We start from the raw sequence: 15,932 nt of genomic DNA, 5'->3' as shown, positions 1-15,932 counted from the left end.
TCAACATACCACGGTTCTTTCAGATTGAGGGAACCAGCTATCATGTCTGTGAATCCATTTACCATTTACAATCACCTGTACCAGTATAGCACAGACCTTTTCATCAACAAACTTTGGAGTTGAGCCCAAATTTGAATAGACGTTCTTGGGAGGGTTTTCAATGAGAGAAGAGACTGTGAACGCAAAGAGCCGCCTGTTTGCCATTCTGGGAGACCCCATTTCCCACTCCATGTCCCCGGTCATTATGAATAGTTCCTTTGACCGGCTCCATATGGACAATGTATTTCTGGCATGCAAGGCGAATTTGGAGACATTCGACCAGGTGATGACTGCCATGAAGCTGATCGACTTGCAGGGCTATGTGTTCACCATGCCGGTGAAGGAAGCCTCGCTGAGCTACATGGATCAGCTCAGCGAGGAGGCGCAGATCATCGGTGCGGTGAATTGCGTGGTCAACCGGGACGGAAAGCTCACCGGCTACAACACGGACAGCATCGGCTTTTGGAGCGCGGTGCAGGAGAAAAACGACGGCGGGACGCCCATTCAGAAAGCCTTCGTGATGGGAGCGGGGGGCTTTGCCCGGGCGGCGGTGGCGCAGGCGGCGCTGCAAGGCGTCGGGGAGATCGTGGTGGCCAACATGATGACGCACACGTCCTTTGTGGAGAGCTTTCGGCATTTCCTCACGCGGATCGATGAAAAGTGCCCCAAAGTAAAAATCCGACTGGTGGACTGGGATGCCGCCGCATGGCTGGGGGAGCTGCCGGATTGCCAGCTGGTGGTAAACGCCACGCCCAACGGCATGAAGGGCAAGGGCGATCTCCATGAGGTGTTTCCATACGAGGCGGTTACGCCGGGGACCATTTTCTTCGACGCGATCTACGAGCCGCGATTCACACAGTTCCTGAAAGAAGCCGACGCACGGGGATTCCGAACGGTGGCGGGGCTGGACCTGCTGGCACATCAGGGCGCTTGCTCTTTTTACAACTGGACCGGCGTGAAGGTCTCTGCGGACCAGATGCGCCAGGACGTGCTGCAATTTTGGGATTCAAAAAAGTGAAGCCGTGTGCGGAAAAAAAACGAGGAGGAAGAAGGATGCATAAGAAAGCAATGGTCACCGGCGGCGGACGGGGAATCGGACTGGGCGTCGTCCGGGAGCTTGTGGCCGCTGGCTATGACGTGGCAATCACCGGGTCCAGCCCGGCGGAGCACTACGCCGCAACGCTGGAGGAGCTGCAAAAAAGCGGCAGTGAAATTTTTTACCTGCAAGGTGACCTTGCCAACACGTGCGAGAGCCGCCACTGTGTGGAGGAGGCCGTCAAACGGCTGGGCCGGATCGACGTGCTGGTCAATAACGCGGGCGTTGCGCCCAAGGTCCGGGCGGATCTGCTGGAAATGACGGAGGAGAGTTTTGACCGCGTGGTGGGCACCAATACGCGGGGGACCATGTTCCTGACGCAGGCGGTGGCAAAGCAGATGCTGGGGCAGGAAGCAGAGGACGGCGCCCGGGGGAGTATCATCAACATCAGCTCCATCTCCGCCACCGTAACCTCCGTCAACCGAGGAGAGTACTGCGTTTCCAAGGCGGGTGTGTCCATGCTTACCCAGCTTTACGCGGACCGTCTGGCCCCGGAGCAGATTTTTGTTTACGAAATTCGGCCCGGCGTCATTCAAACCGACATGACCACCGCAGTCCGGGAGAAGTATGACGCGATGTTTGCCGGCGGCGGCTGCCCGATTGCAAGATGGGGCCTGCCCCAGGACATCGGCCGGGCGGCGGCGGCGCTTTGCACCAACAGCTTCCGCTATACCACGGGACAGGTGATTTTTGTGGACGGCGGCATGCATATTCAAAAATTGTAAGAAACCGGAGGGATTGGAATGGATTGGCGCATCCAGCAAACCGGCGGATACCCCTTGCGCTTTCTGCAAACAGGCACGGTAGTGGTGGGCAGCGGCGCTGCCGGACTGAACGCGGCGGATCAGCTGTGGAAGTTTGGCTGCACAGAGACGATTCTGATCACAGAGGGGATGAATCGCGGAACCTCCCGCAACACCGGCTCCGACAAACAGACCTATTACAAGCTGACGCTCTCCGGAGAGGAACCGGACTCCGTGGGAGAGATGGCAAAAACGCTTTTTGACGGACATTGTGTGGACGGTGATATCGCCTTGGCCGAAGCGGCAAACTCGGCTCCATCCTTCTTGCGGCTTTGCGAGCTGGGCGTTCCCTTCCCCGTCAATCGCTTTGGCGAATATGTGGGCTATAAAACGGATCACGATCCCCGCCGCCGGGCCACCTCCGTCGGTCCGCTGACATCCCGCAAAATGACGGAGGCGCTGGAGCGCTCCGTGCGGGGCAGGGGCATTCCCATTCTGGACGGCTTTCTGGTGCTGGCAATCCTCACGGAAAAGGGAAGCGTGAAAGGCGTTTTATGTCTGGACCTTGCCGCAAAGACCCGGGAGACCGCCTATGCGGCCATCTGCTGCGCCAATGTTATCTGGGCGACAGGCGGTCCTGCTGGCATGTACGCGGACTCCGCCTATCCCAAAGGGCATTACGGGATGACCGGCGTTGCGCTGGAGGCAGGCGCTGCGGGAAGAAATCTTACGGAATGGCAGTACGGGCTGGCGTCCCTGCACCCCCGCTGGAACGTTTCCGGCAGCTACATGCAGGTGCTGCCCCGGTTTTACTCCACAGACCTCAACGGAGAAAATGAGCGGGAATTCCTGCTGGACTTTTTCCCGGACAAGGCGGACCTTTTGACAAAGGTGTTTCTCAAGGGCTACCAGTGGCCCTTTGATGCGCGCAAGATACAGGACGGTTCGTCCATCATCGACCTTCTGGTTTACATGGAGTGCTGCCTGAAGGGGCGGCGGGTATTTTTGGACTATACGCAAAACCCCGGCGGCTGCCTGGTAGATTTTGACGCGCTGGGACAGCAGGCAAGGGCGTATCTGCAAAACGCGGGCGCCGACTTTGGCACCCCCATCCAGCGCCTGCAGCACATGAACGCGCCGGCGGCGGAGTTCTACCGGAATCGGGGCGTGGATCTTGCAAAAGAACCGTTGGAGGTGGCTGTGTGCGCCCAGCATAACAACGGGGGACTGGATGTGGACGTGTGGTGGCAGACCGGCGTGGAGGGCCTGTTCGCCGCCGGGGAGGCGGCGGGGACCCACGGCGTGTACCGGCCCGGCGGCAGCGCCCTGAATGCCGGACAGGTGGGCTCGCTCCGGGCGGCGCGGTTTATTTCAGCCAAAAGAAAGGCTCCGCCCGACGAAGCTGGATTTGAAACCGCCTGCGGGGAAATCCTCCCCATCTACCTCAAGCAGTATGCGAGCATTATGGGCGCTGAGGAGACCGCGCAGGGGCTTTGGGCGCAGGCACAGAAAAATATGAGCCGGGTGGGCGGCCCCATTCGGGACCTGCGCCGGATTCAGGAGGAAATGGACGCGGTGCGCGGGCATTTGGAAAATTTCTGCGAGGAAACCCGCGCCGTGGATATCCCGGGACTGGGCCAAGCATATCATTATCGAGATGCACTCATCTGCCAGCTGACCTACCTTGGCGCCATGGCGGACTATATCGCCGCGGGAGGAAAGAGCCGCGGGTCCGCCATGTACCGGGATGACGAGGGGGCGCGCCCCTACGCGGCGCTGCCGGAGCTGTTTACCTACGCGCTGGACGAGGAGGCGTTCGACAACGTGGTCCAGCTGGCCCACTATAAGGCGGGACGGTGCACTTACACATGGCGGCCGGTCCGCCCCATTCCGCGAGAGGATGACTTCTTTGAAAATGTCTGGAGGGACTATCGGGAAGATGGAAACGTCCATTGAGAAGAAAGGGGGAAAACGATATGCTGAAAGAAAACATTTTTGAGCTCAAGGGAACGGAATTCCCAGCGGGACGCCGAACGCGGGTCATGCTGGGAGAAAACGGCTGCATCAACGGCGAGCTCTTTTGCCAGGGCTATGTGGTCATCTACCCCGGCGGCTCCGTTCCCAAGCACGAGCATCCCACGGTGGAAAGCTATACGATCCTGCGCGGAACGGGGGAGATGACCGTCGGCAGTGAAACGCAGACGGTCAAAGAGGGGGATTTTATCTATCTGCCCGCTGGTGAGCCCCACGAGCTGAAAAATACCGGAACAAAAGACCTGCACATGATGTTTGTCTATGCGCCGAAGACCGTGGTGGATCACTGGGAGCAGGAACTGCGCGGAGAACTTAAATAAACAGCTCCTGCCGCGTTTACACAAAAACCAACGGCACTCTTGTCCATTTAAAAAGCTGTAAAAACACAAAGAAGCAGTAGGAAAAGCACAAAAAAACAGGAGGGAGGCGGATTGCCAAAAGTTAAAAGAAATCAGGGAAAACGGAAAAAATACGAGTTGAAACCAGAAAAGAATGGACAATTGCCGGCCAGTCGGCAAGATACACGAAAACTGTGCCAAAAAACGCAAAAACCTTTCCGAATAGCACAAACATTCAAAAGTGCTTTGTGCTATACTCACAATTACAAAGCGCGCAACCCATCACTGTATGTGGATATTTGAAAGGAGAAAAGAAGATCATGAAAAAGGCAATGTCAATGATTCTCGCATCGCTGATGCTCGTTTCTCTCCTGACCGCTTGCGGCGGTTCCTCCGAAAAGGATTCCGGTACGGCAACTCCCGAGGCCCCTGCAGCGGACGATACCGTATATACCCTGCTGGCCGCCTATACCGTGGCGGAGGACCCCAACTCCCAGCACACCACCCGGTTCGACAAACTGAAGGAACTGGTGGAAGAGCGGACAGATGGACACGTCATCATCGATATCCATCCCGGCGGTGAGCTTGGCACCGAGCAGGAGTACATTGAAATGATGCAAAACGGTGAGCTGGCCTTCTCCAGCGTGAGCTCCGCCGTTATGGCGGGTTTCACCGACGCATTCGTGTTTGCCGACTGCCCGTTCCTGTTCCGCGATCAGGATCAGGCAATCGCCTTCACCCAGTCCGATGTTGCCCGTGAGCATATGGACACCGTGGAGGATTTGGGCTTGTATTGCCTGGACCTTGCGTCCGTGGGCGACCGCAACTTCCTGACCGTAAAGAATAAGCCCATCACGTGTCTTGCAGATATGAAGGGCATGAAGCTGCGCACCATGCAGACGCAGATTCAGGTGGACGCCATCGGCATGATGGGCGCACAGGCCACCCCGCTTTCTTACAACGAGTGCTACCAGTCCATGCAGACCAACGTGATCGACGGTATGGAAAACGAGGTCGATACCTATCTCGCCATGCGGTTCTATGAAGTGGCGCCCAACTATACCAAGGCCGGTTGGCTGCAGCTGTTCCACCCCCTGCTGGCCTCCAAGGAACTCATTGATCAACTGCCCAAGGAATATCAGGACATCATTTGGGAAGCCGCTCACGAGGCCTGTGTGTATTCCACTACCAATGGGCAGGCATATGCCAAGGGCGCCGCTGCCGACGCTTTGCAGGCTGCCAATGTTAATGTCATCAAAATTGAGGATAACTCCGAGTTTAAGCAGGCTCTGACCGACGGCGGTCTGTTCGAGACCTATGCCGACAAGATCGGTCAGGACGTCATTGAATGGGTCAACGCGAACTAAGAAGCGGCATTTACCTGTCAATATGGGCGCTGACTTACATTTTCAGCCGACGCAAAGCGGCTTTGCAGATCACGCGGGGGAGGCCCTGACCTCCCCCGCCGCTTACAGGCAAAAGCTTGATTATGCGTACGCATGAGGAGGACCCTTGTGAAAACTGTACTTAATAAAATTGACCACGGCTTGGCGGCATTTGAAAAGACCGTGATGCTGGTGATGGGCGTTGCACTGTTCGTCCTGATGACTTGGTGCGTCCTTGGCCGGTATTTCTTCCGCCTTTCCTGCCCGTATCAGACGGAGCTGGCACAGACCTTCCATATGTGGCTGTGCTTTCTGGGCAGCAGCTATCTGTTTTCCATCAACGACAACCCCAACGTGGAGATTTTTCCCTCAAAGGTCATGGCCAGCAAAAATCTGCTGTTCAAGAAGATTTATTTCACGTTGGTTTACCTGACAAACTACATTTTTGTGCTTCCCTGCGTCCAGTACGGCATCATCAATATCCCGAAGTATGCAGCCCAGAGAACGGTGTATTACGGCTATTCCTTCATCTGGGTCTACGGTGCGGCGGTATTCGGCTTTATCATGATCGCAATCCGGATTGCGCTTTGCATTCTGGATATCTGGTTCGGCACGTATTTTGAAAAATACGGACCCGCGCCCGAGAGTAAAGAAGAGGATGGAGGTGCAAACGCATGAGTACAGGTTTATTGGCTCTGGTCTTTTTTGTCACCTTTTTCCTGATGCTGTTTTTGGGCACACCCATTACTTATGCTTTGGGCGGCGCCGGTGCGCTGGCAATGGCGGCTTCCGGGCTGAAAATGTCTCTGGTTATCAAAAGTGTTCTGTCCGGCTTTGGCAGCTTCACGCTGCTGGCCATCTTCCTGTTCACCCTGATGGGCGTCATTTATCAAAAGACCGGCCTTGCCGGACTGCTGGTGGATGCGCTGAAACCGTCTATTGGAAAAAAGAAGGGCGGCTTGGCGCTGATCGCTGTTTATGCCTCCGCCATCTTCGGCGCGCTCACCGGTTCCGCCAACGCCACCTGCGCGACCTTCAGCAAGATGCTGGGGCCCGAGATGGTGGATAACGGCTATCCCCCCGACTGGACCGCAGCGACCATTGCGGCCTGCGCACCGCTGGGTCAGCTGATCCCGCCGTCCGTGACCTGCATTGTGCTGGGCGTTGCCACAGGCCTTTCCATCGGATCTTTGTTCATGGTGGACCTCTCCATCGGCCTGCTGACGGTCGTTTTCCTGACGTTCACCATTATCTGGATGGCCAGGCGGCATGGCTTTGGCGGAAGCGACAAGGTTTACACCAAAGAAGAGAAACGAAGCGCGTTTTTGCGATTCCTGCCTCTAGTGTCCGTGCCGGTGGTGGTGATCGGCGGCATGTACGGCGGCATTTTCACCGCCACGGAGGCTGGCGCCATCGGCTCCGCGTTCTCTTTCCTGCTGGCAATCATGTACAACAGACTGAACCTGAAGCTGCTGCGGGATATCTTTACGGACGCCAGCAAGACAGCGGCCACCGTGCTGCTGCTGTGCGCTTCCTCTTACGTCATCAGTTACGTGATGAGCATGAGCGGCATGACCAAGTTCTTTATCGCGGTCCTGACAAGCATCTGCAATGTCAGCCCCATTCTGGGCCTTTTGTTCCTGCTGCTGGTTTTGCTGATCATGGGCTGCTTTATCGACCTGATCGTGCTGTGCATCATTCTGGCGCCCACAGCCGTGGCCGCGTTGGCGCCCTTTGGCATCAACCCCTATGCCATTTGCGCAGTGTTTCTGATCGGCAACCTGATCGGCATCATCACCCCGCCGGTGGGCGTGGCGCTGTTTATCTCCTCTTCTTCCCTGAAGGTGAAGATGGAGGCTATTTCCAAGAGCGTTGTCCCCTACATCATCGTTTACATCGTGATGACGGTCCTGCTGATCGTGTTCCCGGACCTGTCGCTGGCCCTGCCCAGATTGCTGGGAATGGATATCTGATAAAGACGGCGGAGAGAAACTCGCTGTGCTTTGACCGCTGTAAAATATGCCATGAGCAGACCTCTGTTCGTGGCATATTTTCACAAAGCGGGTTTATACAAAAAATGTGCGCGTTTTTACACAATATAACTAGAAAACACGTCGTATATGCAACATAAAGTTTGGATGACGACTGCTATAATAGAAAGCAAGAATTGGGGCGGACGGTAAAATTTGCGGAATCCGGCTCCGGCGTTTTCTGTATGAAAAATTTCGTTTGATTGATGGGGTGAAGAGATGAAACTAAGCAGAAAAGAGAGAGTTGAGCGCATCCGCAAGCAGGTTCACATTGACCGGACCGTGGATACGGCGCGGGCGCGACTTGTCACGGAGTCCTATCGGGAGACGGAGGGGATGGCCTCTCCGCTGCGCAGAGCAAAGGCGCTTCAAAAGATTCTGGGGGAAATGCCGATCTACATCCACGACGGTCAACTGCTGGTGGGCAATCAGGGCGAACGTTCCCGGGCGGGACTGATCTTTCCCGAGTTTCAATGGGATGCCACGCTCAGTGAGATGGAGAGCTGGGCGACCCGTCCCGGCGACAAATTTGCCATTACCCCCGAACAGGTGGCGGAGCTGAAGGAGCTTTTGCAATACTGGAAGGGAAGAACCGTGCGGGACCGTGCCAACAGTGTTCTTCCGGAAAGTGTGCAGCGCAGCCTGCAATACGGTATCATCTCCAACGCCAACTATCTCATGTCCGGACACGGACACTTCATCCCCGACTTCCCAAAGATTCTGGAAAAGGGCTTTCACGGCGTCCGCCGGGAAATTGAGGAGCGGATGGCCGCGCTGGACCAGACCGCCGCAGACTATTACCGCAAGCAGATTTTTTATCAGGGCGAGCTGGAGACTATCAAGGCCGTGGAAATTTTCGCCGCCCGCTATGCGGAACTGGCGGAAAAGACCGCCGCGGAGACAGAGGACGCAGACCGCAGGGAAGAGCTTGCGCGCATCGCCAGAAACTGCCGCCGCGTGCCCATGGAGCCGGCCCGGGACTACTGGGAGGCGCTGCAGTGCATCTGGTTTGTGCAGGTGATCCCCCAAATCGAGGTGAACGGCCTTTCTGTGTGTCTGGGGCGGATGGACCAGTATCTCTACCCCTATTACCTGCGTGACAAGCAGGCGGAGCTTCTGGATGACGACAAGGCGCTGGAGCTGCTGGACTGCCTGTATCTCCAAACCGCCACCATTACCAAGATTTACAGCAATGAGGGCGCCATGATCTTTGCCGGTCCCGGCGTGGGGCAGACAATCACCCTCTCCGGCGTGGACAAAAACGGCAAGGACGTGACCAACGAGCTGTCGTACCTTTGCATCGACGCGGATGAGGATGTGCGACTGATGCAGCCGGATATCGCAGTACGCAACCATCCCCTGATTCCGGAGCGGTTTTTGAAAAAGTGCTGCGCCCACGCGGCAGCCGGACGAGATAAACCCAAATTTTTTACCGACCGCGTCATCATTCAGTCCCTCCAAAACGCGGGGATTCCCCTGGAGGATGCCCGGGATTACGGCGATCTGGGCTGCTCGGAGATCATTGTGTGCGGCAAGACCTGCTCCGGCGGAAACATGGGCAATCTGTGCATGGCCATGTGCTTCGACCTTGCCATGCATGACGGTGTGCAGCACTGGTACTACGATGGAAAGGACTTCCATCCCGACATCCATCTGCAAATGGGCCCTCACACGGGAGATCCGCGGACCTTCCGAAGTATGGAGGACCTGCGCAAGGCCTACTCCCAGCAGGTACGCTACTTTGTCAAACAGCTGGCTATTTTGGACAATGTCTTGGACAACATCCAAACGGAGCTGGTGCCCCACGTGTTCTACTCGCTGATCGTGGACGGGTGCATCGACTCCGGCAGGGACTTCACCGGCGGCGGCGCGATCTATAACCACACGTCTCCGCTGGCTGCCGGCCCCATCACCGCCTCCGACTCTCTGGCAGCGGTGAAAAAGGCCGTCTTTGAGGACCGCATGGTCTCTATGGAAGAACTGCTGCGCGCGCTGGACAGCAACTTTGCAGGGGAGAGCGGCGAGGAGCTGCGGCAGATGCTCATCAAGCGCGTTCCCAAGTTTGGTAATGATGACGATGCCGCGGACGAGGAAGCCGTGTTTGTGGTGCGGGATTATTATGAGTCCATGCAGGGCTATGAGAATCCCCGGGGCGGCAAGTGGGTGCCCAGCGTCTATAACCTGACGGGGAACGTGGGCTTTGGCTGGCGGACCGGTCCGACGCCGGACGGCCGCGTGGGCGGCGAGCTGCTCAACGATAATATCTGCCCCATGCAGGGCCGGGACCTGAACGGTCCTACCAGCGTGGTCAAATCCCTTTCCAAGATCGACGCATCCTTGCTGCCGCAGGGCTATGTGTTCAACCTGAAATTTGCGCCGAACATTGTAAACAACGAGGAAAATTTAAAAAAATTCGTCAGCTTCAATCATTCTCTCAACGATTACGGCATTTTCCACGTGCAGTACAACATTTTGGACGGCAATACGCTCCTTGACGCGCAGCAGCACCCCGAAAAGCACAAGGACCTTTTGATTCGCGTCTCGGGATACAGCGCCTATTTTGTGGAGCTGGGCAAGGATGTGCAGGACCATCTGATCCACAGAACGCTCCACACAATTTAAAAAATCAGGCCGTTGAAATCGGAACGCGGCGCGTGGAGCCGCGTTCCGGGCCTCGCCCGCAGGGTCCAAAAGACAAATTTGGCAGGAGGAATCTCGTATGCGTACGCCGTGCAAGGAACAGACCAATGTCTTTAACATCCAGAAATATTCTGTACACGACGGGCCGGGAATCCGCACCATCGTGTTTTTACAGGGCTGCCCACTGCGGTGCCCATGGTGCGCGAATCCGGAGGGACAGCCGTTCACCAGCGTGCTGTCCCACAATCAAAATCTCTGCCGCCGGTGCGGACGCTGCGTCGCCGCCTGCCCGAAACAGGCAATCTGTCTGGAAGAGGATGGGATCCGCGTTGACCGGAGCGCGTGCGACCTTTGCGGCGCGTGCGTGACGGCCTGCCGTATGGATTGCTACAAGGTGTTTGGCGAGAAAAAATCCGTGGAAGAGGTCTTAAAGGACGTCGCAAAGGATGAGAATTTTTATTTCCGCAGCGGCGGCGGCTTGACGGTGAGCGGCGGCGAGCCGCTGGCCCATCCGCAGTATCTCCTGCAACTGCTCAGGGGCGCCAAAGAGGAACTTGGAATTTCCACCGCCATTGAGACCACCTGCTGTGCCGGCGAGGAGACGCTGCGCGCCGTGGCGGATTACGTGGACCACTTCCTCTGCGACATCAAGCTGGTGGATTCCGGGCGCAGTCGGGAGGTGCTGGGCGTGCCCAGCGAGCAGATTTTAAAAAACATCCGCATTCTTGCCGACGAATATCCGCAAAAATCTCTGCTGCTGCGCCTGCCCGTGATTCCAGGCTATAATGACGATCCGGAAAACATTGCGGCCATCGCGGCCTTCATCCGGAGCCTCCGGCGGGAAATCCCTCTTGAGCTGCTGGCGTATCACGAGTTCGGCAAAGCCAAATATACGAATCTGGACATGACCTACGAGCCGGAAATCCGCCGCGTGGCAGCGCCTGCCGAGGAGCGGATGGCAGAACTGGAAAAGCAGTTTGAAACGCTGGGTGTAAAAGTCGTTCATACCTGAAAGGGAGGCAAAATAACGATGAGTGAGCGGGTTACATATTTGCGGCTCAAGGCAGCCGCAGCCACAAGCTATGTTTGCGGGGAGCGGGGACGAATCGTCACGGATTCCTACCGGTCTACGGAAGGGGAGGCGCCAGTGATTCGCAGAGCCATTGCCCTGCGGGATATTCTGAATCAGATGAGCATTGTAATCGATGAGAACGAACTGATTGTGGGAAATCACGCCACCAGGGAAAACGCGGCGCCGCTGTTCCCGGAATTCAGCATCGACTTTCTGGTCAATGAGCTGGATGAGTTTGAAAAGCGGCCCTACGACCGTTTTTACGTCACCGATGAAACAAAGACGCTCATCCGCGAGATCGCACCCTATTGGCGCGGACGGACTCATGAGGACCGGGTAGTCCGTACCACGGAGCGCATGTTTCCCGAGGAAATCCTGAAGGGATGGGACGCCAACGCCTTCCGGCTGAACGACGTGCTCTATGACGGCGTTCGGAAATCCGCTGGCGACGGACATATCGTCCCGGACTACTTCAAGATGATGGCCGGGGGAATTCCCGGCGTCCTGCGGGAGGCGGAGGAGGCCCGGGCCGGGCTAAACCTGCGGGAGGACCCGCATGCGTTTGAAAAAAAGCTGTTTTTAGACGCGGTGACCATCAGCTACTCCGCAGTGGAGCAGTGGTTCCTCCGATTTGCCGAAAAGGCCGAGGAGATGGTCTTTACGGCAAAAAAAGAGAATCAGGCAACCTTGAAACGGGCGGCGGATGCCTGCCGTCATCTCGCGGGCTCCGCTCCGTCCAATTTCTTTGAGGCGCTGCAGCTGACCTATTTCCTGCATCTGCTCATCCACATTGAAAGCAACGGCCACTCCATTTCGCTGGGCCGCATCGACCAGTACCTCTATCCCTTCTATGAAAGGGATGTGAGATGCGGCGCCATCACGCCGGAGACGGCGCTGGAGATGATCGACTGCTTCTACATCAAAGTCAGCCGGTTCAACAAGGTCCGTCCCTGGCCGGAGACCCGGCTTAAAAGCGGCGCGCCCATGTTCATGACCATTACGCTGGGCGGCATGGACCGGCAGGGGAAAGAATGCTCCAACAAGCTGACGGAGCTGTTTTTGGACGTCCTGAAGGAAACGCGCCTTCCCCAGCCCACCCCCATTCTCCGGGTCAATCAGGATACGCCGGAGGCGCTTATCGTCCATGCGGTGGAGGCGTTGGTGAAGCACGGCGGCGGCCTTCCAGCCTTTTTCTCCGACGAGGCGATCATCGCGGCGCTGGTCAAGACCGGCGTTCCGGTGGAGGATGCCCGGGAATATGCCATCGGCGGCTGTTCGGAAGCCGTGGTTCCCGGCAAAAGCTTTTCGTTCACCGGCGGAGACTGCTATTTCAATTTCCTTAAAATCCTGGAGATCATGCTGCACGAGGGCGTGAACCCCAGAACCGGCATGAAGCTCTTTGAAACAAAAAAGCTGGAGGAGTACCACTCCATCGAGGACGTTATGGCGGAATTCCACCGCCAGCTGGCCCTGTATATGAGCTACATCGTGGAGCTGACGGCTATCACCTCCGCAACGGACGCCGCGCTGAATCCCACGCCCTATACCTCCGGTCTGCTGGATTACCGGATCGAGATGGGCTGCGATATGTCCATGGGCGGCGGAAAGAACGCCCCCTACTCTCATACGATCTTGCAGGGCCACGGAACGGGCGACACCTGCAACGCACTGTATGCGCTGCAAAAGCTGGTGTTCGACGAAAAAGAATTGACGCTGCGGGAATTCACAAAAATTTTGGACGATAATTGGGGCGGTGAACGGGGCGAGGAAGTGCAGACGCTGGCGCGCCGCCTGGCCAAGTACGGAAACGACGTGGATGAGGTGGACGCATACGCGGTGCGGCTGGGCAATCTGTTTGCCGAAGAGGCCCAACAGTATACCCCATGGCGCGGCGGCGTTTTCGGAACGTCGTTGCAGGGTTTGACCGCCAACGTCCCCGAGGGGGAGACGGTAGGCGCCACCCCGGACGGGCGCTGCGCCCACGAGGCTTTATCGGATAATATTTCGCCCCATGCCGGCACGGATACCCATGGCCCCACCGCCACGCTCAAAAGCGTTTCCAAGGTGGATCACACCCGCTTTATTGACGGGAATATCGTGAATTTGCGCTTCCATCCAAGTGCGCTGACGGATGCCTACGGACGGTTTGACCACTTGCGCGGAACGCGGTTTGCGGATATGATTAAGAGCTATCTCGTGGACCTGAAGGGGAATCAGGTGCAGTTCAACATCCTGTCCGCAGAGGAAATGCGCTTGGCGCAGCAGCAGCCGGAGGCGTATCGGGACCTTGTGGTAAAGGTGGCCGGATACAGCGCGTATTTCAACTCTCTGGACAAGGGCTTGCAGGATCAGATCATCGAGCGCACGGAGCACTCCCTGTAAAAACGAACCCAATTAGCGGAAAGAAGGTCCTTCTTTCCGCTAATTGGCTGTTTGCACATTCGATTATTCTTATATTTATATATTCTTACACGCGAATCCTGCGCAGCGCGCACTTTGCGCAAACTCCATTTGCGGCGGGGGAGAGGAAGCACACCATGGTGATTGAAGAAGAATTCAACATGCTCAATAAGCGGATTCATTTGCAAAATCCGGTTTCGGCGGCCCTCGATTTTCTGGGATACGTGGAATTTGACGGCAAGGAGAGCGGGCTGACGCATCGGTATACCGGCTGGTGCTACAATTATCTGGAAGGAAACCGTGGCATCTATTACTTTGGGGACAAGGAAATCGTGGTGGAACGGGGCTGCGGGCTGCTGATTCCGCCCTTTCAAAAGCACCATTTGCTGAATCCGGGGCCGGAAACCCTGCACCTTGCGTATATGGGCTTCAGCTTCAACGGCGGCGGCGCCGTAGGAGCTGAGGATATCGATGCAATCAATGGGGTTCTTCGCGAATCCTGCTACACGAAATCCTTTCATGAAAAGCTGCATGGACTCTTCCGTCAGATGAAAATTGCCGGGATTAAGGGCGGCCGGGAGATCCTGATGGCAAACCGTGTGATGATTCTGGAAAATCTGCTGGAGCTGTACGACTTCAGTCACGGCCGCAGCCAGTCCGCTGCCACAGACTCGGATGCATTTTTATTGCAGGATATTAAAAATATCATTTCGCACAATTTTAGCCGCAATATCTCCTTGCAGGAAATTTCAAAGGCACTTTACGTGTCACCCCGCAAGCTCACCACAAAATTTCTGGAATTGACAGGCATGAGCTTCAAGGAATACACGCAGATGCTGAAAATGGAGCAGGCCAGCCGCTTGCTCTATACTTCCGGGAAAAGCGTCTCCGAGATCGCGGAGGAGCTTGGATTTTGCGACATCCATTATTTTTCGCGGCGGTTCAAGCTGTACTACGGCTGTCCGCCAAATGCGCTGCGCAGCAAAGGCCGCGGCGGACAGGAGTGAGCGACATGGTAAAGCTGGATGAGATTTTTCCCGTGGGAATCGGAACGTACCGACTGGAGCAAAGCGACAAGGCCACGGCGCTAAGTGGACTGCACTATTCCATTGAGCGGGGACAAAACTTTCTGTCAACTGGATTTTCCTACGCCGACGGGGCCGTTGTGGAGTTGCTGAGCGCCTTTTTCCCAACAATTGACCGGGAAAAGCTGTTTTTATGCACCTATGTGGAGCCAAACGTTCACACGGCCGGAGCGGTGGAAGGACAGCTGAACGCATACCTGAAACAGCTTCACACGGATTATGTAGACTGCTATCAGGTCCACAATCCCTTTGAGACCGATCTTCCGCTGGAGACGATGTACGAAGAAATTTTTCGCCTCAAGCGGGAGGGGAAGGTGCGCTATGTGGGCGCCAGCAATGTCTCCCCCAAAGACTGGAAACGTTTGACGGAACAGGGTACGTTGGATTTCTTCGAGGGCATTTACAATTTTGAGTGCAGAAATTATGAGACCAACGGCGTGATGGCGGATTGCAGGGAGCGCAACATTCGCTTTGTCTGCTATCAGCCGCTGCGCAGAAACCGGACGGCGCAAAAGCAGTATCCGCTGCTGCTGGAGTTGGCAAAAAAATATGGATGCACCCAGAATCAGGTCATTTTAAACTGGCTGGCGCATCAAAAGCGGCTGCAAACCATTGTCAAGTCACTGACACCGGCAAATATCGACGCAAACCTCGCCGCCCTAGATTTCAAGATGGAGGCCGCGGATGACTGCCGGATGGACGCCTTCTGCTGCCCGGAATGTGAACAAATTCCGGTGGACTGGGATCACAGCGGCGTCGGCGTGCCGATCCATCTGCTAGCAAATCAGTTTTGAAAAGGACCCTGGAAGCACGGCCCCTGATCGACTCCCACGGTTGACATTTCGGGTTTCGTATTATAAAATTCCTGTCAAATGCATACGCGGCGGGAAAGTCGCCGGTGCGGAGGGGCAGCGCCCCTCCGCGTCCCGCGTTTTCGGCGTCCGCGTGTTCTGCGCGGAAGGCGGCATTCTGCCTTCCGCGCGGTGTTGCCTAAAAAACAGGAGGAGATTATGACGACAAGCGCAATGCAACCCGTGCGCCGTGGACGGCTGAGCGAAGAAGCGGATTGG

General features: G+C 56.4%; 12 protein-coding genes. All 12 read left to right on the top strand.

Annotation, left to right across the window (positions count from 1 at the left end; genetic code table 11):
- Positions 1 to 160: 160 nt before the first annotated feature.
- Positions 161 to 1,057 carry a shikimate dehydrogenase gene (locus PHI30_RS09245; RefSeq protein WP_300026939.1) on the top strand — a complete coding sequence of 299 codons (897 nt, stop codon included), beginning with the start codon at positions 161 to 163 and terminating at the stop codon, positions 1,055 to 1,057.
- Positions 1,058 to 1,092: 35 nt separating this feature from the next.
- Positions 1,093 to 1,860: a 3-ketoacyl-ACP reductase gene (locus PHI30_RS09240; protein WP_300026936.1), complete on the top strand. Its 768-nt coding sequence runs from the start codon at positions 1,093 to 1,095 to the stop codon at positions 1,858 to 1,860.
- Positions 1,861 to 1,878: 18 nt separating this feature from the next.
- The gene (locus tag PHI30_RS09235) at positions 1,879 to 3,834 is read left to right on the top strand and encodes an FAD-binding protein (protein ID WP_300026933.1); all 1,956 of its coding nucleotides are present in this window, start codon (positions 1,879 to 1,881) and stop codon (positions 3,832 to 3,834) included.
- A gap of 20 nt (positions 3,835 to 3,854) precedes the next feature.
- Complete coding sequence (locus PHI30_RS09230) at positions 3,855 to 4,232, top strand: cupin domain-containing protein (RefSeq protein WP_300026930.1); 378 nt, start codon at positions 3,855 to 3,857, stop codon at positions 4,230 to 4,232.
- A 338-nt stretch (positions 4,233 to 4,570) separates the two neighbouring features.
- On the top strand, positions 4,571 to 5,617 hold the full coding sequence (locus tag PHI30_RS09225; RefSeq protein ID WP_300026927.1) for a TRAP transporter substrate-binding protein: 1,047 nt from the start codon (positions 4,571 to 4,573) through the stop codon (positions 5,615 to 5,617).
- A gap of 147 nt (positions 5,618 to 5,764) precedes the next feature.
- On the top strand, positions 5,765 to 6,313 hold the full coding sequence (locus PHI30_RS09220; protein WP_300026924.1) for a TRAP transporter small permease: 549 nt from the start codon (positions 5,765 to 5,767) through the stop codon (positions 6,311 to 6,313).
- Positions 6,310 to 7,608 carry a TRAP transporter large permease gene (locus PHI30_RS09215; RefSeq protein WP_300026922.1) on the top strand — a complete coding sequence of 433 codons (1,299 nt, stop codon included), beginning with the start codon at positions 6,310 to 6,312 and terminating at the stop codon, positions 7,606 to 7,608. The genes PHI30_RS09220 and PHI30_RS09215 overlap by 4 nt, the downstream gene beginning before the upstream one ends.
- Positions 7,609 to 7,884: 276 nt before the next feature.
- A complete protein-coding gene (locus PHI30_RS09210) occupies positions 7,885 to 10,287 on the top strand; it encodes a formate C-acetyltransferase/glycerol dehydratase family glycyl radical enzyme (RefSeq protein WP_300026919.1) in 2,403 nt (800 codons plus the stop codon).
- A 97-nt stretch (positions 10,288 to 10,384) separates the two neighbouring features.
- Positions 10,385 to 11,317 carry a glycyl-radical enzyme activating protein gene (locus PHI30_RS09205; protein WP_300026916.1) on the top strand — a complete coding sequence of 311 codons (933 nt, stop codon included), beginning with the start codon at positions 10,385 to 10,387 and terminating at the stop codon, positions 11,315 to 11,317.
- An 18-nt stretch (positions 11,318 to 11,335) separates the two neighbouring features.
- Entirely contained in the window at positions 11,336 to 13,759 is a 2,424-nt protein-coding gene (locus PHI30_RS09200; RefSeq protein WP_300026913.1) for a pyruvate formate lyase family protein, read from the top strand.
- A 155-nt stretch (positions 13,760 to 13,914) separates the two neighbouring features.
- Positions 13,915 to 14,784: an AraC family transcriptional regulator gene (locus PHI30_RS09195; protein ID WP_300026910.1), complete on the top strand. Its 870-nt coding sequence runs from the start codon at positions 13,915 to 13,917 to the stop codon at positions 14,782 to 14,784.
- 5 nt (positions 14,785 to 14,789) lie between these two features.
- The gene (locus tag PHI30_RS09190; protein ID WP_300026908.1) at positions 14,790 to 15,656 is read left to right on the top strand and encodes an aldo/keto reductase; all 867 of its coding nucleotides are present in this window, start codon (positions 14,790 to 14,792) and stop codon (positions 15,654 to 15,656) included.
- The last annotated feature ends 276 nt before the right edge of the window (positions 15,657 to 15,932 follow it).

Source organism: Oscillibacter sp. (assembly GCF_028693505.1).
In the GTDB taxonomy this organism is placed as follows: Bacteria; Bacillota; Clostridia; order Oscillospirales; family Oscillospiraceae; genus Oscillibacter.
The sequence above is the reverse complement of the archived record's forward strand: the minus strand, read 5'-3'. Positions and strand labels throughout refer to the sequence as shown.